The organism is Kitasatospora azatica KCTC 9699 (assembly GCF_000744785.1).
Classification (GTDB): Bacteria; Actinomycetota; Actinomycetes; order Streptomycetales; family Streptomycetaceae; genus Kitasatospora; species Kitasatospora azatica.
The window spans coordinates 287,641-309,470 of the sequence record NZ_JQMO01000003.1 but is presented as its reverse complement, the minus strand read 5'-3'; the positions used below and the strand labels follow the sequence as shown (position 1 = coordinate 309,470).

Annotated in this window: 22 protein-coding genes and 2 tRNA genes; 11 read left to right on the top strand and 13 right to left on the bottom strand. The window is 72.4% G+C overall.

All coding sequences use genetic code 11. The features are described from left to right. The first annotated feature begins 41 nt into the window (after positions 1–41). Complete coding sequence (locus tag BR98_RS12540; protein ID WP_035844411.1) at positions 42–404, top strand: PhlB family protein; 363 nt, start codon at positions 42–44, stop codon at positions 402–404. A 14-nt stretch (positions 405–418) separates the two neighbouring features. Here the strand turns inward: BR98_RS12540 and BR98_RS12535 are convergent, their stop codons facing one another. From BR98_RS12535 to BR98_RS12520, 4 genes are all read right to left on the bottom strand, one after another. Beyond that, positions 419–1,303 (bottom strand): DMT family transporter, encoded by an 885-nt coding sequence (locus tag BR98_RS12535; protein WP_035844409.1) that lies wholly within the window; start codon positions 1,301–1,303, stop codon positions 419–421. A gap of 120 nt (positions 1,304–1,423) precedes the next feature. Continuing rightward, positions 1,424–2,833: an SDR family oxidoreductase gene (locus BR98_RS12530; RefSeq protein WP_035844406.1), complete on the bottom strand. Its 1,410-nt coding sequence runs from the start codon at positions 2,831–2,833 to the stop codon at positions 1,424–1,426. 32 nt (positions 2,834–2,865) lie between these two features. After that, a tRNA-Val gene (locus BR98_RS12525) sits at positions 2,866–2,938 on the bottom strand. Between the two features lie 5 nt (positions 2,939–2,943). Next, a tRNA-OTHER gene (locus BR98_RS12520) sits at positions 2,944–3,017 on the bottom strand. 109 nt (positions 3,018–3,126) lie between these two features. Here BR98_RS12520 and BR98_RS12515 point away from each other — a divergent pair. From BR98_RS12515 to BR98_RS12505, 3 genes are all read left to right on the top strand, one after another. Then, positions 3,127–3,651, top strand: a complete 525-nt coding sequence (locus BR98_RS12515) for a gamma carbonic anhydrase family protein (RefSeq protein ID WP_035844404.1) — start codon at positions 3,127–3,129, stop codon at positions 3,649–3,651. Positions 3,652–3,748: 97 nt separating this feature from the next. Further along, complete coding sequence (locus BR98_RS12510; RefSeq protein WP_157537712.1) at positions 3,749–4,024, top strand: hypothetical protein; 276 nt, start codon at positions 3,749–3,751, stop codon at positions 4,022–4,024. A gap of 46 nt (positions 4,025–4,070) precedes the next feature. Then, positions 4,071–6,656 carry a SpoIIE family protein phosphatase gene (locus BR98_RS12505; protein WP_051971035.1) on the top strand — a complete coding sequence of 862 codons (2,586 nt, stop codon included), beginning with the start codon at positions 4,071–4,073 and terminating at the stop codon, positions 6,654–6,656. Between the two features lie 11 nt (positions 6,657–6,667). On the opposite strand, the gene BR98_RS12500 is transcribed toward BR98_RS12505, so the two are convergent. The 4 genes from BR98_RS12500 to BR98_RS12485 form a co-directional block, all read right to left on the bottom strand. After that, a complete protein-coding gene (locus BR98_RS12500; protein WP_198042211.1) occupies positions 6,668–7,183 on the bottom strand; it encodes a mycothiol transferase in 516 nt (171 codons plus the stop codon). A 134-nt stretch (positions 7,184–7,317) separates the two neighbouring features. Continuing rightward, on the bottom strand, positions 7,318–10,917 hold the full coding sequence (locus BR98_RS12495; protein ID WP_035844400.1) for a discoidin domain-containing protein: 3,600 nt from the start codon (positions 10,915–10,917) through the stop codon (positions 7,318–7,320). A gap of 294 nt (positions 10,918–11,211) precedes the next feature. Further along, a complete protein-coding gene (locus BR98_RS12490) occupies positions 11,212–13,533 on the bottom strand; it encodes an FtsX-like permease family protein (RefSeq protein ID WP_051969704.1) in 2,322 nt (773 codons plus the stop codon). Then, on the bottom strand, positions 13,530–14,246 hold the full coding sequence (locus tag BR98_RS12485; RefSeq protein WP_051971032.1) for an ABC transporter ATP-binding protein: 717 nt from the start codon (positions 14,244–14,246) through the stop codon (positions 13,530–13,532). The genes BR98_RS12490 and BR98_RS12485 overlap by 4 nt, the downstream gene beginning before the upstream one ends. Positions 14,247–14,385: 139 nt before the next feature. Between BR98_RS12485 and BR98_RS12480 the strand changes: the two genes are divergently transcribed. The 5 genes from BR98_RS12480 to mscL all read left to right on the top strand — a co-directional run bounded on the left by BR98_RS12480 (position 14,386) and on the right by mscL (position 17,262). Next, positions 14,386–15,207, top strand: coding sequence for a sensor histidine kinase (locus tag BR98_RS12480; RefSeq protein ID WP_083976523.1), 822 nt, complete (start codon positions 14,386–14,388; stop codon positions 15,205–15,207). Then, the gene (locus BR98_RS12475) at positions 15,204–15,902 is read left to right on the top strand and encodes a response regulator (RefSeq protein ID WP_035844398.1); all 699 of its coding nucleotides are present in this window, start codon (positions 15,204–15,206) and stop codon (positions 15,900–15,902) included. The genes BR98_RS12480 and BR98_RS12475 overlap by 4 nt, the downstream gene beginning before the upstream one ends. Before the next feature lie 85 nt (positions 15,903–15,987). Further along, positions 15,988–16,227, top strand: a complete 240-nt coding sequence (locus BR98_RS41185) for a DUF5954 family protein (protein ID WP_232247385.1) — start codon at positions 15,988–15,990, stop codon at positions 16,225–16,227. Beyond that, positions 16,184–16,765, top strand: coding sequence for a DUF5954 family protein (locus BR98_RS37860; RefSeq protein WP_232247384.1), 582 nt, complete (start codon positions 16,184–16,186; stop codon positions 16,763–16,765). Before BR98_RS41185 ends, BR98_RS37860 begins: the two co-directional genes overlap by 44 nt. Positions 16,766–16,869: 104 nt before the next feature. Continuing rightward, the gene (mscL, locus tag BR98_RS12465; RefSeq protein WP_198042210.1) at positions 16,870–17,262 is read left to right on the top strand and encodes a large conductance mechanosensitive channel protein MscL; all 393 of its coding nucleotides are present in this window, start codon (positions 16,870–16,872) and stop codon (positions 17,260–17,262) included. A gap of 8 nt (positions 17,263–17,270) precedes the next feature. Here the strand turns inward: mscL and BR98_RS12460 are convergent, their stop codons facing one another. The 4 genes from BR98_RS12460 to BR98_RS41180 form a co-directional block, all read right to left on the bottom strand. Next, on the bottom strand, positions 17,271–17,525 hold the full coding sequence (locus BR98_RS12460) for a hypothetical protein (protein ID WP_035844396.1): 255 nt from the start codon (positions 17,523–17,525) through the stop codon (positions 17,271–17,273). A 401-nt stretch (positions 17,526–17,926) separates the two neighbouring features. Continuing rightward, the gene (locus tag BR98_RS12455; RefSeq protein ID WP_035844394.1) at positions 17,927–18,160 is read right to left on the bottom strand and encodes a DUF6296 family protein; all 234 of its coding nucleotides are present in this window, start codon (positions 18,158–18,160) and stop codon (positions 17,927–17,929) included. 95 nt (positions 18,161–18,255) lie between these two features. Then, positions 18,256–18,768, bottom strand: a complete 513-nt coding sequence (locus tag BR98_RS12450) for a DinB family protein (RefSeq protein WP_035844392.1) — start codon at positions 18,766–18,768, stop codon at positions 18,256–18,258. Positions 18,769–19,033: 265 nt separating this feature from the next. Beyond that, the gene (locus BR98_RS41180; protein WP_232247383.1) at positions 19,034–19,654 is read right to left on the bottom strand and encodes a hypothetical protein; all 621 of its coding nucleotides are present in this window, start codon (positions 19,652–19,654) and stop codon (positions 19,034–19,036) included. On the opposite strand from BR98_RS41180, the gene BR98_RS41175 reads away from it, so the two are divergent. Beyond that, positions 19,641–20,264 (top strand): cytochrome P450, encoded by a 624-nt coding sequence (locus BR98_RS41175; RefSeq protein ID WP_232247382.1) that lies wholly within the window; start codon positions 19,641–19,643, stop codon positions 20,262–20,264. The genes BR98_RS41180 and BR98_RS41175 overlap by 14 nt on opposite strands. On the opposite strand, the gene BR98_RS39265 is transcribed toward BR98_RS41175, so the two are convergent. Then, entirely contained in the window at positions 20,212–20,850 is a 639-nt protein-coding gene (locus BR98_RS39265) for a hypothetical protein (protein WP_051969702.1), read from the bottom strand. The two genes, BR98_RS41175 and BR98_RS39265, sit on opposite strands and share 53 nt — an antisense overlap. A 106-nt stretch (positions 20,851–20,956) precedes the next feature. Here BR98_RS39265 and BR98_RS12435 point away from each other — a divergent pair, with 106 nt between their 5' ends. Beyond that, entirely contained in the window at positions 20,957–21,823 is an 867-nt protein-coding gene (locus BR98_RS12435) for an NAD-dependent protein deacetylase (RefSeq protein WP_035844390.1), read from the top strand. The last annotated feature ends 7 nt before the right edge of the window (positions 21,824–21,830 follow it).

The window sequence follows — 21,830 nt, the reverse complement described above, 5'->3', positions numbered from 1 at the left end:
GTGCCATATGGTCGCTCCACACTTGCCGTCAGGAGGGGACCATGAACCAGACGCTGACTGCCGACGCCGCCGTGGATGACGCGGTCGTGCTCCGCTACCGCCAGTGCCGGTGGTGCAGTTCACCCACCGAGCGATTCCGGCTGCTCTGCCCGGTGTGCGGCGCCACCGACATGGACGAGCTGCAGAGCGCCGGCCTCGGCGTGGTCCGCCGGATCGGCCCGGTGGTGCGCTCCGCGCTGCTGGAGCACCGGATCCGGCAGAGCTGCGCGGTCACCCTGGACGAGGGGCTCACCATCCCCGCCGTGGTGATCGCCACCCGCTACGAGGTGATCCCGGTGGGCACCAGGGTCCAGCTCTCCGGGGTCGGCACCGACCACGAGGTCGCCGAGTTCCGGCTGGTCTGACTCCTGAGCAAGCGCTACACCGTCGCCGGGACCTCGCTCGGGCGTGGGACCGGCGTGGCCAGACCATCGGCGAGCGGGGAGCGCGAGAGGCCGACGCAGCCCGCCACCACCAGGGCCAGGGCCGCCAGTTGCGGCAGCAGCCACCAGCCGCTGCGCAGCGTCTCGGCGAACAGCGTGACGCCGTAGCAGGTGCTGATCAGCGCGTCGCCGATGCTGAGCATCGGCTGCGAGGCGGCCAACGAACCGGCCTGCAGCGCGTTCTGCAGCACGAAGAGCGACCCCACCCCGACCAGCGCCGTGCCGTACAACTGCCAGGCGGAGAACAGCGCCACCACACCGTGGTCGAGCCGGGCCATCGCGTCCTTCATCAGCGCGGCCGTCAGCGCGTACCCGCAGGCCGCCGCCAGACCGAGCGCGGCGGCCCGGGCGTTGCCCCGGGTCCGCAGCCCGACCACCAGCACCACCGCCAGGAAGGCCCCGGTGGCCAGCAGCGCCGGGACCCAGGCCCCACCGGAGACGGCCTCGTTCCCGCCGCTCGGCGCGGCCGCCGTCAGGAACAGCGCCAACCCAACGGCCACGGCGGCCACCGCGATCCAGACCGAGCGCGGGAACGAGCCCCGGAAGAGCAGCCCGCCCAGCAGCAGCGTGAACGGCAGCTCGATCACGAAGATCGGCTGCACCACGGCGATCGGCCCGGTGGCCAGCGCCACCGCCTGACAGAGTGCGGCCACCGCGCTCATCGCGATCCCGCCCAGCCAGACCGGGCGCCGCAGCAGGTCGCGCAGCAGCGACAGGTGCAGCGCGTCTTCCTCGGGCGCGTCGGCCGCCGCCCGGCGCTGCAGCACCGAGGCGGTGCCGTTGCTGATGGCAGTCAGCACGGCGAACAGGATCGAGATCATCAGACCATCATCGCTCGCCGCGCGGCTTGGTGCCGCCGCAACGCCCAGGACCGCCCACAATTGGCCGGGTTGCGTCAAGTGCCCACGCCGGCACGCAGAGTGAGAAGCCGGTTGCAGTGCTCACCACTGCGCCTGCTGATAGTCCTTCAGGAAGACCCCGGACAGCGGCGCACCCGCCTCGCCTTGCACGATCGGGTGGTAGACCCGGGCCGCGCCGTCCACGATGTCCAGCGGCGTGCGGAAGCCGCGCGCGGCGATCCTGGCCTTCTTCGGAGCCGGATTCTCGTCGGTGATCCAGCCGGTGTCCACCGCGCACATGTGCACGCCCTGTTCGGCCAGGGCGGCCGCGCTGGTGCGGGTCAGCATGTTGAGCGCGGCCTTGGCCATGTTGGTGTGCGGGTGCCCGGGGGTCTTGTGGCGGACGGCGAACCGGCCCTCGACGGCGGTGACGTTGACGATGTAGCGGTTCGGGTGCGGGGCGGCGAGCAGCAGCGGGAGCAGCCGGTCGCAGAGCAGCGCGGGGGCCAGCGCGTTGACCAACTGGGTCTCCAGCACCTCGGTCGGGTCCAGCTGGCCGAGCCGGGCCGACCAGGAGTTGCTGGGCGCGGTGTCGGGGAGCAGACCGGCCTCGTCCGCCAACGCGGCGACGGTGCTCGGCAGCGCGAGCCCGGCGGTCAACTCGTTGGTGGGCGCGGGTATCGCGGTGAAGCCGGGGGCGTGCCGGATCGCCCGGCGCGCCGCCGGGGGCAGTTCGTCGGCCGACTCACCGGCCACCAGCAGGGCGTAGGCCTCGGGCGGGCGACGGACGGTCTGCGCCGCGTTGTTGACCAGGATGTCCAACGGCCGACCCTCGGCCCGCAACTCCTCGCACAGGCCCAGCACCTGGCGCGGATCACGCAGGTCGATGCCGACCACGCGCAGCCGCTCCAGCCACCCCTCGCTGCCGGGCGCGGCCTGGAAGCGGCGCACGGTGTCCTGCGGGAAGCGGCTGGTGACGATCAGTTCGGCGCCGTCGCGCAGCATCATCAGGGCGAGCTGGAAGCCGATCTTCACCCGCCCGCCGGTGAGCAGCACCCGGCGACCGCGCAGGTCGGTGCTGATCGCCCGGTACGCGGAGTTGTCGCGCGCGCAGTCCGGGCAGAGCTGGTGGTAGAAGCCGTCGGCCTGGCGGTAGCTGCCCTTGCAGACGTAGCAGCGGCGGGGCCGGCGGAGCTCGCCCACCGGTGCGGGAGCGGCGACCGGGACGGGCAACGGCGCGTCCTCGCGCCGGGCGAGCGCCCCGGTGGCCGTGCCGGCCAGCAGGGCGGCGTCCGCGGCGACGTCCTGCAGCCGCTGGGCCTTTCGGCGCTGCTTGCGGCCGTCGCGGACGAAGGACTCGGCGATGTGCTCGGCACGCAGCCGGGCCGGGTGGTCGTGCGAGAGGCGGCTCAGCCGGCCGATGGTGCTCGCGAAGGCGGCGAGCTCGTCCTCGGTCGGCGCGGCGAACTGGTCCCGGGCCGCCTCACCGGCCGTCAACTCGACCTTCGGCATGGCTCTCCCCGCGCTCGTCCGGAACTGATGAGTGGCCCCGACCGGATTCGAACCGGTGTATCCGCCATGTAGTAGCGGCGCGCCGGCCAACTGCGCTACGGGGCCTGCGCTGCCCGGGGCCGGATTCGAACCGGCGTTGCCGCCGTGCGGACAGCGGAGCGCCTGCCTCTGCGCTACGCCGGACAGCTGCGCCGATGTTAGTAGATCATCAGCCCGGGCCGGTACTGGTTTGTCGTCGGCGTACCGGCCGGTAGCGTGTGGCGCACCCAACGAGCGAGGGAGAGCCGAGAACCATGGCCGAGGCACTGATCATTGGCGTCGGGGGCTTCGAGCCCGAGGTCGACCCGACCGCGTTCGTCGCGCCGACCGCCGTGGTGGTCGGCGCGGTGCGGCTCGGTCCCCGGGCGAGCGTCTGGTACCAGGCGGTGCTGCGCGGCGACGCCGGGGCGATCAGCATCGGCGCGGACTCCAACATCCAGGACAACTGCACCGTGCACGCCGACCCCGGCTTCGACGTCGAGGTCGGCGAACGCGTCACGGTCGGCCACAACGCGGTCCTGCACGGCTGCCTGGTCGAGGACGACGTGCTGGTCGGCATGGGCGCCCGGGTGCTCAACGGTGCCCGGATCGGCGCCGGTTCGCTGGTCGCGGCGGGCGCCGTGGTCCCGCAGGGCACCCAGGTCCCGGCGGGCTCCCTGGTGGCGGGCGTGCCCGCCAAGGTCAGGCGCCCGCTCACCCCGGACGAGCTGCTCGGCATCAAGGCGAACGCCGAGGGCTACCTGCTACTCGCCGAGGCGCACGCCGCCATCCCGCGCTGAGCGGCCCGCACCCCCAGCCGAGCGGCCCCACGCTCCCGGGTCACCGCCTACGCCGCCCCACCATGCGCCCGGGCCGCTGAAGGCAGAGACTGGCGGCGTGAGCGAGAACGTGTACCGAGGATGGGCGACCCTGATCGACCACGGCTTCGAGATCGTGGTCCACGCCGATCTGGCCACCCGCGACCCGGGCCAGAGCGCCACCTGGGGCGGACACCTGCAGGCCGACCGCGACGAGGACTTCGAACTGATGGCGAAGGTCCGCGACGGACAGCTACGGCTGCCCGACGGCGCGGAGGCGGACTTCACGGCCGTCACGAACCAGGTGGGGACCGGTGGCCTGGAGATCGCCGGTGGTGCGGCCGCGCCGTTCTGAGCCGCATCCGCGGTGGACCCGGGGCCTGCGCAGCGTCGCGGGCCAGATGTTCGCCGTCCAGGTGGCCGTGGTGCTGGTGCTCGTGGTGGCGGCCGTGCTGGCACTGGTCCTGCAGTCCGAGCGCGACAGCGACCGGGAGGCCCGCAACCGCTCGCTGGCCGTCGCCCAGACCTTCGCGAACTCCCCGGGCATGGTCGCCGCCCTGCAGTCACCCGACCCGACCGCGATCCTGCAACCCAAGGCCGAGGCGGCCCGGGTCGGCTCCGGGGTGGACTTCATCGTGGTGCTCAACACCGACGGGATCCGCTACACCCACCCACTGGTGGACCGGATCGGCAAGAAGTTCGTCGGCAACTACCTGCCCGCCGTGCACGGCCAGGTGGTGGTGGAGCAGGTCAACGGCACCATCGGACCGCTGGTGCAGGCCGTGGTCCCGGTCTACGGCCCCAACCACGTGGTGGTCGGCGAGGTCTCCGCCGGCATCACGATCAACAAGGTCAGCGGCGTCGCCAACCACCAGCTGCCCCTGCTGCTCGGTGCCGCGGCCGGCGCGCTGGCGCTGGCCACCGCCGGCACCGCGCTGGCCAGCCGCCGGCTGCGGCGCCAGACCCACGGCCTCGGCCCGGTCGAGATGACCAGGATGTACGAGCACCACGACGCGGTGCTGCACGCCGTCCGCGAGGGTGTGCTGATCCTCGACGCCGACGGGCGGTTGCTGCTCGTCAACGACGAGGCCCGCCGACTGCTCGACCTGCCCGCCGACGCCGAGGGCCGCCCGGTGACCTCGCTGGGCCTCGATCGCGCCGCGACCGACCTGCTGGCGCCCGGGCGCGAGGTCAACGACGAGATGCTGGCGATCGGTGACCGGCTGCTGGTGGTCAACGTGCGCCCCACCGACCGGGCCGGCGGACCACCCGGCAGCGTCGCCACGCTGCGCGACTCCACCGAACTGCACGCCGTCTCCGGCAAGGCCGTGGCCGCCCGGCGGCGCCTCAAACTGCTCTACGACGCCACCGTGGCCGTCGGCACCACCCTCGACGTGGTCCGCACCGCCGAGGAACTCGCCCAGGTCACCGTGCCCGCCTTCGCCGACTACGTCACCGTCGACCTCGCCGAGTCGGTGCTGCGCGGGGACGAGCCGCAGCCCGGCGCGATCCCACAACTGCAGCGCGCGGCGCTCAACGGCATCCGCTCCGACGCGCCGTTCTACTCATCCGGCGAACTGATCACGGTGGTCCCGGTCACCCCCTGGGCGCAGACCCTGGACACCGGCGAGGCCGCCCTGGACGCCGACCTGCGCACCGCCACCGCCTGGCAGGCCCAGGACCCCGAGCGGGCCCGCCGGCTGCTCGAGTTCGGCGTCCACTCGGCGATGCGGATCCCGCTGCGTGCCCGTGGCGCGCTGCTGGGCAGCGCCATGTTCTGGCGCTCCGAACGGACCGAGCCGTTCGACGAGGACGACCTGTCGCTCGCCGAGGAACTGGTGGCCCGCGCCGCCGTCTGCATCGACAACGCCCGCCGCTACGCCCGCGAGCACGCGATGGCCACCGCCCTGCAACGCAGCCTGCTGCCGCAGTCCCTGCCCGAGCAGAACGCGCTGGACGTCGCCTACCGCTACCTGCCGGCCCAGGCGGGGGTCAGCGGCGACTGGTTCGACGTCATCCCGCTGCCCGGTGCCCAGGTGGCGCTGGTGGTCGGCGACGTGGTCGGCCACGGCCTGCACGCCGCCGCGACCATGGGCCGGCTGCGCACCGCCGTGCACACCTTCGCCACCCTGGACATGCCGCCGGACGAGCTGCTCGGCCACCTGGACGACCTGGTCATCCGCCTGGACCAGGAGCAGGGCAGTACGGGCGGCGGCGCCGTGATCGGCGCCAGCTGCCTGTACGCGATCTACGACCCGGTCGAACGCAGCTGCTCGATCGCCCGGGCCGGGCACCCGCCCCCCGCGCTGGTCCACCCCGACGGCACCGTGGAACTCGCCGACGTACCGGCCGGGCCGCCGCTCGGCGTCGGAGGGCTGCCCTTCGTGGCGGCCGAGCTGCGGCTGCCCGAGGGCAGCCGCCTGGTGCTCTACACCGACGGACTGGTCGAGGACCGCGAGCGCGACATCGAGGACGGCCTGCGGCAGCTGCAACGCGCCCTGGAACTGGCCCCGTCGGCGCCCGAGGCCACCTGCGACACGGTGCTCGAGGCGCTGCTGCCCGACCACCAGACCGACGACATCGCGCTGCTGGTCGCCCGCACCCGGGTGCTGCCGGCCGACTCGCTGGTGCAGTGGGACGTCCCGGCCGACCCCGCCGCCGTCGCCGAGGTCCGCCGCTCGGTCAGCCGCCGCCTGACCGACTGGGGCCTGGACGAACTGGCGTTCACCACCGAGCTGATCCTCAGCGAACTGCTCACCAACGCGATCCGCTACGCCACCGAACCGATCCGGGTCCGGCTGCTCCGCGACCGGACGCTGATCTGCGAGGTCTGGGACGCCAGCAACACCGCCCCGCACCTGCGGTACGCCGCGACCACCGACGAGGGCGGCCGCGGCCTGTTCATGGTCGCCCAGCTCGCCGAGCGCTGGGGCACCCGCTACACGGCGGCCGGCAAGGTGATCTGGGCCGAGCAGCCGCTGCCCTGAGCTACCGGCTGCTACCGCCGGGCCAGGCAACCGCGGACGAAGGCGGCCTGGCCGACGTGCTGGAGGTCGTCGGACAGGATGCTGATCAGCCGAACGCCCAGCGTCACGGGCGGGTCCCAGGCGGTGTCGACGATCCGGCCGTAGTCCCGGTCGTGCAGGGTCGCCAGGTAGTCCACGGTCTGCCGGTGCACCGCCTCGTGGTAGCCGGCCAGCAGCTCGACCGGGGCGGTGAACTTCTGCACCTGGGTGCTGGAGGCGCCGTACCCGCTCGCGTCGACCGGGTACGGGAGTGCGAACCGCTGGTGCCAGTCCTGGGCGATCCACACCTCCGGCAGCTCGGCGACATCGGAGATCTGCAGGTCCTGAACCCGGCTCAGATGCCAGACCAGCCAGCCGACCGGATTGGTCCGCTGGTCGTGCCCCCGCCAGGCCAGCTCCTCGGGGGTCAGCCCGTCCAGCGCCTCGGCCACCTCCTCCCGGACCCGCTCGAAACCGTCGATCAGCAGTTTGGCGCTCGCCGCCGTCATGGGCGCACTCCTTCGTCGGTCGCCGGTACTCGCGCTGTGGTGTTCCCGCCCCAGCCTGCCCGGCTCGCGGCGGCTGCGCACGGGAATCACCAACGGCACACCCGATCGGACGTGCGCCCTGACGGCTTGGCCGGTTACGGGTTGACGGTGATGGTGAAGGTCGAGGTGGGGTTGTACAGGTCGATGTGGTTGTTGTTCTCGGTCAGGTGGTTGAAGGTGACCGAGCCGACCGCCGGTCCCTGCCCGCTCTCCGGCAGCGGGTTGGCCCAGATCCCGTAGCCGGACTTGGCGTTGTAGGCGTCACCGCTCTGCTGCGCGCCGGTGATGCTGACGTTGGTGAAGACCGTGTCGGTGATCGGGTTGAGCGCGGTGCCGCCGGAGTAGTCGGTCTGGAACATGATGCCCGCGTAGGTCGGGTCGGTGATGTCCAGGTTGTTGATCCGGATGCCCTGGAAGGGCTGGGTGGCCGAGAAGAGCCAGAGCGCGGGGAAGACCTGGCTGCCCCAGAAGTGCCCGCCGTCGCGGACCAGCGAGACGTTCTGGATCACGGTCTGCGGGCTGGCCCCGAAGCCCTCGAAGGGGTAGCCGAAGTTCAGCGAGCTGACGGTGATGCCGGCGTAGGTGAGGGTGTCGGCGACGTACAGGTTCTGCAGGGTGTTGGCGTAGCCGCCGTAGACCGCGACGCCGGCCGCCCGCCAGGGGGTCAGTGCGGTGAGGTTCTGGAAGGTGTTGTTCTTCAGGTCGGCGCTGTTGTGGTCGGTGGCGGCGAACAGGGCGAAGCTGTCGTCACCGGTGGAGCGGGCCTCGTCGTTGCTGACCAGGTTGTTCTGGCTGCCGTTGGTCAGGTTGATGCCGTCGGCGAAGGTGTCGCGGATGCGCAGGTCGGTCGCGGTCAGGCCGTTGACGTGCGTCCCCCAGATGGCGCACACCTGGTGCTCGATCCAGATGTTGTCGACGGTGAGGTTGGAGACGTCGGTGAGGTCGAAGACCTTGCCCGGGCCGTCGATCCGCGAGACGTAGTTGCCGAACCAGGCGAAGCCGGCGAACGAGGAGCCGTTCGCGCTGGCCGAGACCGACCAGCCGTCGTCGGTGCTGTCCTGGGTGGTGGGGGAGTCGAACTGGGTGAACCAGGGGCCGGCGCCGAGCACCTTGACGGCCTTGCCGTAGACCTGGAGCTTGCTGGACACCTGGTACTGGCCGACGGGCAGGTAGACGCCGGTCAGGGTGCCGGTGGTGTCCATCCGGACCTTGTCGAGCGCGTTCTGCACGTCCTGCTGGGCGAAGCCGGCGGGGGTGACGTAGGCGGCGGGGTCCGGGTTGGCGACCGCGGTGGCCTGCTCGAGGTCGACGAAGTCGATCGCGTACTGGGAGGAGTTGGCGGCGTCCTTCTGCAGCTTGATGGTGGCGCCGGCCGGGATGGTCTGGCCCAGCAGCACGTGCGCCTCGTCGTAGATGTGGCGCGGCCCGCCGGCGCCGGGGTCGTTGCCCGGGCCGGTCTCGGCGCCGTACAGCCAGGCGTAGTGCGAGGTCAGCGTGACCGGCTGGACCAGCGTGCCGTTCACGTACAGGTCGAGGGTGGCCGTGCTGCCGCCGCCGCCCGGGGCGTCCGGGACGGAGAACCGGGTGACCAGCGTGTTGGTGCTCTCCCGCGAGATCCACTGCACGTACGAGCCGGTCGAGTTGAGCGTGACCGCCTTGCGGCCGGAGGCCTCGCCGGCCAGGTCGCCGATGACCCGGTTGGGGCCGACCACGGCCGCGCCGCCGCCGAGTTGGCCGTCCTCGGCCTGGTAGGTGTCGTACGGCATGTTGGCGCCGCGGCCGACCGCCAGCGGCGTGTCACTGGTGTTGTTGGCCTGCTTGACCGACAACTCGTCGGCGTCGGCGGCGATCACCGTGTGCACGGTGTACTTGCCGTCCACGGCCGTCCAACTGCCCATCGCCACCGGCGCGCTGCTGGCGCCCGGGGCCAACGAGCCGCTGTACGAGCCGGTGAAGGTCTGCACGGTCGCACCGGTGCTGTCCAGCAGCGTGCTGGTGATCGCGTGCGAGCCGCTCGCGGTGGCCAGGTTGCCCTGGTTCTTCAGCGTCACCGAGAAGCCGACCGCGTTTCCGGCCGACGGGTTCGACGGCGTCCAGGCGACCGGCGCGGCGACCAGGTCCGAGCTCTGGACGGCGGCGACCACCAGGTTGCCCGGGTTGGTGTAGCTGTTGTTGCCGGTGTTCGACTCGATGACGGCGCCGTTCTCGTTCACCTTGGCGGTCAGCGGGTAACCGCCCGCCGGCTGGGTGCCGATCGAGGCGCTGACGGTCTGGGACGCGCCCGCGGCCAGCGCGCCGACCGCGGCGGTGGCGACCTTGGCGCTGCCCAGGTAGAAGTTGACGCTGGTGGCGCCCGCCGCGGCGTTGCCGGCGTTCTTGACGCTGGCCGAGACGGTCACCGGGTCGGTCTCCACGGGCGCGGTGGGCGTCCAGGAGGAGGCGGTGACGGTCAGGTCCGGGTTGGGCGCCGGCGTGCCGATCACCTGGAACTCGGCGACCTGCCCGCCCGGTGCGCCGCTGTTGCCGGTGATGCTCAGCTCCACGTCCGAAACGCGGGCGCCGACCGGGATGGTGACGGCGTTTCCGGTGGCGGGGTCGAAGCCGTAGGTCTGCGCGGCGCTGATGGAGGTGAAGCCGCTGGCGCTCTGCTCGCGGCCCAGCACCTGGATGGTCTGGGTCCGGGCGGACCAGACGGAGGCCGGGTTGAGCAGCACCTTGACGGCGCTCAGGTCCGCGTTGGCGCCGAGCTTGACGGTGAGGGTGCTCGGGTAGCTGGAGCCCTCGAAGTAGGTGGTCAGGTCGCCGTCGTTGGCGTTGGCGGGGGCGTAGACGTAGGTGTTGGCGCTGCCGGAGATCGGCTTGCCGACGGCCAGGTTGCTGCCGGTCCCGCCGCCGGAGCCGGTGCGGGTGACGCTGTTGCTGTCCGGCGACTGGTTGCCCGCCGCGTCGTGGGCGCGCACGGTGTAGCCGACCGTGGCGGTGTCCGGCCGGCTGTCGGTGTAGCTCAGGGTCGCGCCGTCGACGGTCGCCACCTTGGCGCCGTTGGCGTAGACGTCGTAGCCGGTGACGCCGACGTTGTCGGTCGAGGCGCCCCAGGTCAGCCTGATCTGGCCGGACTGCGGCTGGGTGTAGGCGAGGTTGGTCGGCGCGGTGGGCGGGGCGGTGTCACCGCCGAGGGTGCCGTAGATCTCGAACTCGGACAGCTGGCCGGCCGGCCAACCGGTGTTCGCGGTGATCGTGGCCCGCAGGTAACGGGCGTTGGTGGCGGCGAAGTTGATGGTGACGGTGTTGTTGCTCGCCGGGTCGAAGGTGTAGCCGGCCGAGGCGACCACGGTGCCGAAGCTGCTGCCGTCGGTGCTGGACAGCAGGGAGAGCGTCTGGGTGCGGGCCGCCCAGTTCGCGGTCGGCAGCTTGAGCACCACCTGGTTCACCGAAGCGATCGCGCCGAGGTCGATCTGCGCCCACTGCGGGAAGGCGTTGTTGGCGCTCTCCCAGTAGCTGGACTGGTTGCCGTCGTTGAGATCGCCGGCCGCGTAGACATCGGTGGTGCTGCTGGCCGAGGCGGCCTTGCCCAGCGCCAGGTTGGTGCCGGCCGCGCGGGCGGGCGCGGGACTGAGCAGCGGCAGCAGGGCCAGGAGCATGGCGAGGAGCGTGAGCGCGGCGGCTCTGGCCCTCGCCGGTCGGGTACTGGACATGGTCTCCCTCGGGGTGGGCGGCTGCTTTTCGCGGGAGCGTATTGTTTCCACCGTGTGAGAGCAAGGGATCTATCAGATCACGCAAACAACGTCTTCTCTCATGCAAATACGCTTGGAAGCAGCGCAAGCGCCAAGGCCGACATAGCCCCCAGGCAGCGCGGTCGATCCACCCCACCGCTCATCGCGGCGGCGCCGGTTTCTTCGCAAAGAACTGTCGCCCGACGCAAACGGCTTGCGGAGCCGGCCGGGGACGCGAAAGGCGGGCGCCCCGCTCTCGCGCGGGGCACCCGCCGGTCACTCGCTGCGCAGCACCTCGGCGATGGTCAGCCGAGCCGCCGACCGGGCCGGCAGCAGCGCGCCCAGGGCCGCGATCAGCATCCCGGCCAGCGCGAGCGCGGCCAGCAGCGGCGGCGACCAGATGTGCAGCATGGAGCCGGGGAGCTGCACCCCGCCCACCCCGAAGGAGAGCGGCACGATCAGCTGGTGGGCGAGGACCCCGATCGGCGTCCCGAGCAGTCCGCCGACCAGGCCCACCCCGGCCATCGAGGTCACCATCATCACCGTCACCTGACGCGGCGTCATCCCGATCGACTTGAGCATGCCCAGGTCGCGGCGGCGCTCGCGGGTGTTGAGCACCACGGTGTTGAAGACGCCGAGCGCGGTGACCGTGCCGAGCAGCAGGGTGAGGATGCTCGCGGTGCTGATCACGGTCACGGCGCCGGCGTTCACCGCCCGCGCGTCGTGCGGGTAGAGCCCCGGGTCGGCCGCCGCCACGGCCGCCATGTACGCGTTGTAGTCGGTGCCGGGCGCGAGTTGGACCTCGTACTGCACCGACCAGGTGAGGGCCTGGTCGTCCGGCGCGATCGCCTGGACGGCCCGCCAGTCGGCGAAGACCAGGTCGGGTGCGCCGATCATGGCGGTGCCGACGATGGCCACCTGGCCCTGCCGGCCGCCCAGGTCCACCGTGAGGTGGTCGCCGACGGCGAGCCCGCGCTTCTTCAGGAAGCCGGCGGAGGCGACGATCTCGCCCGGGCCGGAGAACCAGCGACCCTTGAGCAGCGTGGGGCCGAGGACCGCCGAGTCGCCACGCATCGCGCTGATGGTGGCGGTCTGCGGGAAGCCGACCAGGTTGGCGTCCACGTAGGAGTCGGCCATCACGTGCACCGCGCCCGGCAGGCCGCGCAGCATCGCCTCGGTGTCGGTACTGCTCAGCCGCGGCTCGGTCTGGCCCATCCGGGCCTTGCCGGAGTAGACCTCGACCGACCGGTGGCCGGACCCCTCGATCGCGTCGCCGTACTTGGTCATGGTGCTGGTCAGCCCGGTGGTGAGGGTGACGGTGGCGGCGCCGAGCAGCACCGCCGCCAGGGTCAGCGCGGTCCGCCCCGGACGGGCGAACGGCAGGCCCAGGCCCAGGCTGACCGAGCGCGGCAGCCGGCTGCCGGCCAGCCGGCGCTGGACCCGCAGCGCCCGCCCGGGCCGGGGCGCGCTGCCCGCGCTGATCGCCCGGGCGGCGGAGAGCCGGTGTGCGCGCAGCGCCGGGACCAGCGCGGCGAGCACCACCACCACGGGCAGGCCGAGCAGCGTCACCACGTCCACCCAGGGGCTGATCACGTACTCCGAGCCGCCGAAGCCGCGCAGCGTCTGGGTCACCAGCGGCTGCGCCGCCAGGTTGCCCAGCACCGTGCCGAGCACGCAGCCGACCACCGCCGGTACCGAGAGCATCGTCAGATAGACCGCCACCACCTGGTTCGGGGTGAAGCCGAGCGCCTTGAGCACCCCGATGTGCCGGAAGCCCGAGACCACCGCACCGCTGATCACATTGCCGACGATCAGCACCGCCACGATCAGGCCGAGAACGCCGAAGGTCACCAGCAGCGGGACGTACGCCCCCGGTCCGGCGGCGATCTGCTGCTCGATCGTCAGATAGGAGAGCGCGGTGACCAGTGAGCCGGCCGGCAGCCCGCCGGTGACCACCGCCTTGCCCGCGTCGACCTCGCCGGCCGTCCCGGCGTGGGCGAAGCGGTAGAGCATCTGGACGGCGCCGGGATGCAGCTCGGCCAGCTGATCGGGTGTCACCCAGCCGTCGGCCGACTGGGTCACGCTGTAGGCCACGCCGACCACGGTGAGCTTGCCGTGGCCGGTGACGGTGCGGGCGGAGCCGATCAGGTCGGGGAGGGTGCCGACGGCGCGCGGCAGGTTGAGCACCACCTCGCCCGGGGCGGTGGCCCAGCGGCCGGCCCAGACGTCCAGCCGGTCCACCGGCCCGCCCGGGTCGGTCCGGCCGACCAGGGTGAAGGGCTGGCTCGGGTTGCCCACCGGCAGGTCGGTCAGCGTCACCACGGCCTCGCCGAACGGGCCGGCCGCGGCCGTCACGCCCGGCCGGCGGGCGGTCTCGGCGAGCTGGGCCCCGGTGGCCTTGGCGGGGTCGAAGGTGGCGGTCAGCTGGGCGCCGGACCGGCCGTTGAAGACCCGCTCGAAGGGGGCGGTGGTGGCGTCCAGCAGGCCGAGCGCGACCACCAGGGTGGTGGCGGAGAGGAAGACCACCAGGCCGATCACCAAGGTCTGCAGCCGGCGGCGCTTGACCGCGGCGCGGGAGGCCCGCCAGACCGCGCTCATGCCGTCCGCTCCAGGGCGCTCTCGCGGGCCACCCTGCCGTCGGCGAGTTCGATCAGCCGGCTGGCGCAGCGGGTGGCCAGGCGCTGGTCGTGGGTCACCAGCAGCAGGGTCTGCCCGATCTGGTTGAGGTCGATCAGCAGGTCCATCACCTGCTCGCCGGAGCGGCTGTCCAGCGCCCCGGTCGGCTCGTCGGCCAGCAGCAGCGCCGGACGGTTCATCAGCGCCCGGGCCACCGCCACCCGCTGGCGCTCGCCGCCGCTGAGCGCCGCCGGGTAGACCGAGCGCCGGTCGGCGATGCCGAGTTCGTCCAGCAGCTCCAGCGCCCGCCGGCGGGCCTGGCTCGCCGAGCTGCCGGTGAGCTGGGCGGCCAGCGCCACGTTGTCCAGCGCCGGCAGGTCGTCGATCAGGTTGAAGAACTGGAAGACCATGCCGATCCGGCGGCGGCGGAAGAGCGCCAGGCCGGTCTCGTTCAGCGTGCCGAGGTCCTCGCCGTTCACCACCACCCGGCCCGAGCTGGGCCGGTCCAGCCCGGCCACCATGTTGAGCAGGGTGGACTTCCCGCAGCCCGAGGGCCCCATCACGGCCACCGCCTCGCCGGCCCTGATCTCCAGTGAGACCCCGTCCAGTGCGGCGGTCTCGCCGTACTCCTTGCGCACGTCGTCCAGCCGGACGACCACGTTGTCCAGGTTCCCCTGGTGCCCCTGTTCCGTCATGACACCGAAGCCTGCCGGGAGCGGGTACGGCCCGGCGTCCACCCCTGGGTCCAATCCGCGGCCGGGGTCATACCGGAGATGTACGGTGCTGGATCCGCCGGATGATGCGGATCGCCCCGGGCTCTGCCAGGGTGGCCGAATGCACGGGGACGCGGGGGGCTGGTTGGTCGTCGCCCTGGTGGCGGCGGTGGTCGCAGCGGGCTGGCTGGGGGTGGCGTTGCTGCGTGAGCGGCGGTTGCACCGCAAGGCGCTGGAGGACCGCGGCTGGCTGCTGGAGCGCGAGCGGGAGAGCGCGGCGCGCGGCGCGGTGGACGCCGAGCGGGCTCGGATCGCCCAGGAGCTGCACGACATCGTCAGCCACAACGTGAGCCTGATGGTGGTGCAGGCCGGCGCGGCCCGTGAGGTGTTGGAGAGCATGCCCGAGGCGGCGGCCGCCGCGCTGGGCGCGGTGGAGGGCGCGGGCCGGGACGCGATGACGGAGCTGCGCCACCTGCTCGGCCTGCTCGCCCCGGCGGCGGACGGCACCGACCGGGAGCCCGACCTCGCGCCGCAGCCGAGCCTGCGCCGACTCAGCGCGCTGGTGGACCGGATCGCCTTCGCCGGGCTGCCGGTGGAGGTGCGCATCTCGGGGGAGCCGCGCACGCTGCCGACCGGGATCGACCTGACGGCGTATCGGATCGTGCAGGAGGCGCTGACCAATGCGCTGCGGCACGGCGACGGGGGGAAGGCCGAGGTGACGGTGCGTTACAGCGAGCGCTACCTGCGGGTGGAGGTGCTGAACAGCGGGCCGAGCGTGCTGCGCGGCGGCGCGCCCGCGCCGGGCGGCAGGGCCGACGGAACGGGTCGCGGCCTGCTCGGGCTGCGCGAGCGCGTCGCCGTCTACGGCGGCGACCTGGACGCCCGGCGCCGGCTCGGCGGCGGCTACCGGGTGCGCGCCCGGCTCCCGCTGGAGGGGGCATGACCACCCCGGCGGCCGCCGAGCCGCCGCCCCGGGTCCTGATCGCCGACGACCAGGAGCTGATCCGCACCGGCTTCCGGATGATCCTGACCGCGCGCGGCATCGACGTGGTCGGCGAGGCGGCCGACGGTGCCGAGGCGGTGGCGCTGGCTGCCCGGCTGCGCCCCGACGTGGTGCTGATGGACATCCGGATGCCCGAGATGGACGGCCTGGAGGCGGCCCGCCGGGTACTGGCGCGGCAACCCGACTGCCGAGTGCTGATGCTGACCACCTTCGACCTGGACCGCTACATCTACGCTGCGCTGGCCCTGGGCGCCAGCGGCTTCCTGCTCAAGGACGTCACCGCCGCGCACCTGGCCGCCGCGGTGCGGCTGGTGGACACCGGCGACGCCCTGCTCTCACCGTCGATCACCCGCCGCCTGGTGGAGCGGTTCGCCACCGAGCGGCCGACCCGCGAGCCCCCCGGCCACCCGCGGGCCGTCCACCGCGACCTGACCACGCTGACACCCCGTGAGCTGGAGGTGCTGACGCTGCTCGGCCGGGGCCTGTCCAACGCCGAACTGGCCGCGCAGCTGACGCTCAGTGAGGCCACCGTGAAGACCCACGTGGCCCGGATCTTCGCCAAGCTCAGCCTGCGCGACCGGGCCCAGGCGGTCGTGCTGGCCTATGAGACGGGGCTGGTCGCGCCGGGCGACTAGAACCGGATCCTTCGCGACGGGCGCAGTGGACGCGAAATCAGCTGTTTGTCTGCGGAGGGCGGTTCGCGGATTGCATCATGGATTCATGGTGAACTTCGATGGGAATGTTCCCGGTTATCTGACGATCAGAATGTCCGCTCCCGATTCTCCGGTAGCGGTGCTCGCTGATGTCGAGGCGTGGACGGCGCGGGAGTCGTACCCCGAGATCCTGTCAGCCGGCGCCCCCGTGTTCGGCATCGCCCGTGAACGGGAGGAGGGCGGGTGGGAGCTGCAGCCTCCAGATGGTACCGGCTACCGGCGCATTTCCGACAGACGTTCGCAATGACGCGCTCCGCGCCTCCCGTACCCACCCCGGAGCAGTTCTGCTCCCGCCCGCATTCACCATCGCCGAACACATTGGCGACCGGTGGCGCCCCGGCAGCTACGTCGACCTGCCCACGCCGTTCCGCGCCCGGGACGTGCTCTCGGTACGCCTGCGCGTCGTCGACCAGGTCGAGCGCGGGCTGACGGCTCCCGAGCGAGCCGCCTACATCAAGGCGGCCGACCGCCTCGAAGCCGACCGATCCCACGAGGTCACCCTCGCGGACCGCCGGCTGCGCATCGTCCGGGTCGAGCGCATGATCCGCTTCGGCCCCGACGGTCCGGAGGGCCCGCGCCGCTCCGACCACGACCCGGAGCTGCCCGTCATGGTCCAGGACCAGCAACTGCGCGAGCAGGGCGTCGACCCGGACGAGGACGCCCCGATCGAACTGAACGAGGCCACCCAGGAACTGATGCGCCTTTTCCAAGCCGAACAGCGGCGCCGGGTCGACCGCGGGCGCACCACTCCCAGGACCACCCCCGGGACCACCCGACGGGACTGACGCCGCCTCATCGCCCCAGTCACCTGTTCGGACTGCCCGACAGGCCAGGGTGCGGCGCGGGCCGAAGGCTGGGGAGAGGCGTGCAACCCGAGGAGGAGGCAGGGATGCTGCAAGGCTTCAAGAAGTTCATCCTGCGCGGAAACGTGCTCGACCTGGCCGTCGCGTTCGTCATGGGTGCCGCCTTCGTCGCGGTGGTGAACAGCCTGGTCAACGACCTGCTGACCCCGCTGATCGCGGCGATCTTCGGCAAGCAGGACTTCTCCGCGCTGACCTTCACGGTCAACCACAGCGTCTTCCGCTACGGCGCCTTCATCAACGCCCTGATCTCCTTCGTGCTGATCGCGGCAGCCCTCTACTTCTTCGTCGTGGCCCCGCTGAACGCGATGGCCGATCGCCGCCGCCGCAAGGCCGGCCTGCCGGCCATCGAGGACCCGCCGACCGAGGTCGAACTGCTCACCGAGATGCGCGACCTGATGCGCACGCCGCCCCGCCCCTGACCTTGGAGTCACCCGGCGGGGGAGGAGCTCCGCTCCACGGTCAGCAGCAGGGTGAACTGTTGCCCGCTTTCGCTGTGGACCTCGCGCACCTGCCAGTCGGGGATCGCCGCGAACCCGGCGGCCGCGTCCAGCGCCCACCTCGGGCCGTCGTCGGAGTCCACCCGCAGCCGGGTGTGCTCGATGGCCCTGACCTTGACGTGCGGCCGCCACAGCCTGTCGGCGGCCGCTTGTAGTTCTGCCTTCAGCTCGTCCTGCATGGCCATCGCTGAGCCCCTCGCGTGGAAGTCGGACAGCTCAGCTTGTACCCACCGGTCGGGCGGTGTCAGCAGCAGTCGACATCAGGGGGCGTGACGGGCGTCGGGAGGGGCGGGCCGGCGGCCGGGCACTCCGCAGCGTGTCCGGCCCACCCCGGTGGTTGCCGTCTTCAGCACTGGGGCCGACGGCCGTGGTTGGCGGCGTGCTTCCGGCGCCCCTTCTTCTTCCTGCGTCGCTTCGATGACATGGCCTCTCCTCTCCCAGCGGAACGTTTCACCCCCACATCCAACGTTCCACATCGTCGCCCCATCGGCGCGCCGACCGCTGCGGCCGCTCCCGGCTCGGCGACCGCCCACGGGGCGCGACACGCAGGTCGGCCGCCGCCCGGGTGAGCGACGGCCCGCCGGGCCTACGGCAGCGGGCGCACCTCGGTGGGTGACTGCAGGTCCTGGTGGCCGCCGGTGGCGAGCATCCGGATCTCGCCCCGGTCGCTGATCTCGGCGCGGACGACCCCGCTGGGGTCGGCGAAGACCGGGTGGCCGCCGGGGCCGCTGGTGCCGATGGGGTGGACCTGCACGATGTCCTGGTGCTCGGTTCCGTCGACGGTGCGGGTGAAGACCAGCTCGTATCCGGGTACGGCCATCGGACACCTCCTGTCCTGGCCGGCTGCTGCCGCCACCCCTCCACGGTAGTGCCGGGCGAGCCGGGCCACCCGTCCTGGTCGTCAACCTCGGGCGGTCACCCCATGCTCTTCGCGCCGTCCAGGGACTCGCGGATGATGTCGGCGTGACCGGCGTGCTGGGAGATCTCGGTGATGACGTGCAGCAGCACCCGCCGGGCCGACCAGCGCGTGCCCGGCTCGAACCACGGTGCCTCGGGCAGCAGGTGCGAGGCGTCCAGGTCGGGCAGGGTCGCCACCAGCTCGTCGGTCCTGCGGGCCGCCTGCTCGTAGCGCTCCAGCAGACCGGCCAGCGTCTCGCCGTCGAGCATCCGGAACTCGCTTTCCCAGTCCACCGGTTCGCTGCGCATCGCCTTGGCCCCGCCGGTCACGAAGCGCATCCACCGCTCCTCGACCCCCGCCAGGTGCTTGATCAGCCCGCCCAGGCAGAGCTCGCTCACCGTGGTGCGCTGGGCGGCCTGTTCCTCGGTGAGGCCGCGGACGGTGACGCGCAGTAGACCGCGGTGCTTGGCGAGCGTCTCCAGCAGGTCGGCGCGCTCGCCGGCGGGGACAGGGTGCTGAGGGGTCGTCATGATGCTGTTTCCTCCTGCGGTCGCCACCCGTTGCGGGTCAGGACACCACTGTGTCATTGCCCCACGGGCCGGTCAGGCACCGGGCGGGCCGCGGGGCCCGGTGTCGGCCATCCGCCCTGGTGAGGTGGGCGGGCTCAGCCCCGGAACTTCCGGCCGTGGCACGGCATGCGGTGCGCGGCGGGCGGGAAGGGATCGGGGGCCGGTGTGCCCAGGCCAACGGGAGGGTGGGCGGGCCGGCGAGGATCTCGATGGGGGAGAGATGGCTTCAGTCGACCAGGCCGTGGCGGATGTGGCGGCGACCGTGGAGCCGGCATTCACGATCGATGCCGACTTCCGGGCTACCGCCCACGAGCAGTACACGCGGCTGCGGGCGGCCGGGCCGGTGCACCGGGCCAGGCTGCTCAACGGCTTGCCGGCGTGGGTGGTGGTGGGGCAGCAGGCGGTCCGCGAGGCGTTCCTGCACCACGCGTTGGTGAAGGACGCCACGGTCGCGCAGGACGCCCTGGACGCGGTCGGATTCACCGGCAACCGCCCGGGTGTCGGCCTGGGCGGCAACATGCTGACCTCTGACCCGCCGCAGCACACCCGGCTGCGCAAGCTGGTCGCCGGCGCGTTCACCGCCCGCCGCACCGAGTTGCTGCGCCCGCGGGTGGAGGAGATCACCACCCAGCTGCTGGACGCGATGGCACCGGCCGGGCAGGCCGACCTGGTGGCGGACTTCGCCGCCCCGCTGCCGGTGGCGGTCATCTCGGAGCTGCTCGGTGTGCCCGAACGCCACCGCGCCGACTTCCGCATCTGGTCCCAGCAGGCCATCGGCAATCCCCTCCATCTGCAGCAGGAGGGCGCGCGGCGGCTCAACCAGCTGCTGGGAGGTGCTCGCCGCCAAGCGCCGCGAGCCGGGCGACGACCTGCTCTCGGCACTGGTCGCGGTGCACGACGAGGCGGACGGGCGACTGTCCGACACCGAGCTGCTCGGCACCGCGGTGCTGCTGATCGTCGCCGGCCACGACACGACGGTGAACCTGCTGGCCAACGCCGGCCTGTCGCTGCTGCGGAACCGCGACCAGGCCGACCTGCTGCGCGCCGATCCGTCGCTGCTGCCCGGCGCGGTCGAGGAGTTCCTGCGCTACGACGCCCCGGTGGAATTCACTCCGCACCGCTATGCCGCCGAGGACCTGGAGCTGGCCGGCACCCGGATCCGGCGCGGTGACATCGTCCTGCTCGCCCTGACCGCGGCCGGACGCGACGGCGAGGACCTGGAGCGACTGGACGTCACCCGCCCCGACGCGCGACACGTCTCCTTCGGACACGGCATCCACTACTGCTTGGGCGCGCCGCTGGCCCGGCTCGAGGGCGCCGTCGCCATCGGGCTGCTCCTGGAACGCTTCCCTGACCTGGAGCTGGCGGTGCCCGTCGAGGAGCTGCGCTGGCACCCGTCCGGCATCACCCGTGGTCCGGTGTCGCTCCCGGTGCGCTGGACGGCACGGACCCCTTAGCCGCGCGAGTCGCCCGAGCCGCCCGAGTCGCGCTGAGCGGGCGGTCGAGGCTGAGCGGGTACCGGTCGGCCGTGGACAGGTCGAGCATGCCGGCGGCCAGCGCGAACACGCAGTAGTGGAACTGCTCGGAGACCGGCAGCGAGACGGACATCGAGATCCCGAAGGAGAGGAGCAGGCAGGCGGCACCGAGGGCCGTGCGCCGGAGCCGGACCCCGAGCAGCAGGGCCAGTCCGAGGCCGGTCTCGGCGATGGTGGCCAGCACCGCGAGCGTCGGTGCCAGTCCGGCCGGCAGGAACGAGGCCACCTGCCGGGTGTACGCGGTGAAGTGCGCGAAGTCGCCCCAGGTCACGCCCGGCGAATCCGGCCCGCCGAAGGCGCCGAACCGGGCGCCGACCGAGAGCAGGAAATCGGCGGCCATCAGGAGCCGGACCGGGACACCCGTCCACGGGTACCGGCCGGACAGCGCGGCGAATCCGCCGAGCACCACCAGCACGGAGACCCCGAAGGCGTCAGCCCCGTGAGTGAGGAACCAGATCGACTGGGCGGAGAGTGCGGCCCAGAGGGCGACACGGACAGGGCGCTTCACAACAGGCCTCCAGGTGCGACGGTCGGTACGCAGGAAGGAGGGGTCCACGCGACCGGACGTTCCCCGTGACTCCGGTCACAGCCCGAGGCGTGGGTAGCCTGTCCGTATGGATGTGCGTCCGAGGCTCAGTCCGATGCTCGCCGGGGTGGAGGACGCGGCGCGCCTGCTGGCCGGTCGAGGCGTCGTGGTCCTGAGTGGTGCGGGGCTCTCGACGGAGTCGGGTATTCCCGACTATCGGGGAGTCACGGGCAGCCTGCGCCGCCACCGGCCGATGACGTTCCAGGAGTTCGTGGCGAGCGAGGAGGCCCGTCGCCGGTACTGGGCACGCAGTCATGTCGGGTGGCGAATGATCGCCGGAGCCGAGCCCAACGCCGGGCACCGGGCGGTCGAGGAGCTGCGCCGCAGTGGCCACGTCTCGGCGGTGATCACCCAGAACGTGGACGGCCTGCACCGCGCGGCGGGCACGCTGGACGCGGTGGAACTGCACGGCGGCCTGCACCGCGTCGTGTGCCTGGGGTGCGGGCGCTCCGGCACGCGCGAGGAGCTCGAACGGCGGCTGAACCTGCTGAACGGCGCGCCGGAGGAGTCGGGTGCCGAGGTGAAGCCGGACGGGGACGTCGAGCTACCGGACGCGCTGGTGGCCGCTTTCCGAGTCGCACCGTGCGAGGTGTGCGGCGGGATCCTCAAGCCGGATGTGGTCTTCTTCGGCGAGAACGTTCCCAAGCCACGGGTCGAGCGGTGCTACGCCCTGGTCGACGCGGCGCGTGCGCTGCTGGTCCTCGGCTCCTCACTGACCGTCATGTCCGGCCTGCGCTTCGTGCGGCACGCCGCCAAGCACGGCAAGCCCGTCGTGATCGTGAACCAGGGTGCGACGCGCGGCGACGACTACGCGACGGCGAGGATCGGCCTGCCGCTGGGTGTCACCCTGACGGCGTTGGCAGACCAACTCGGCGGCGCGCCAACGGCGGTCTGAGGTCGGC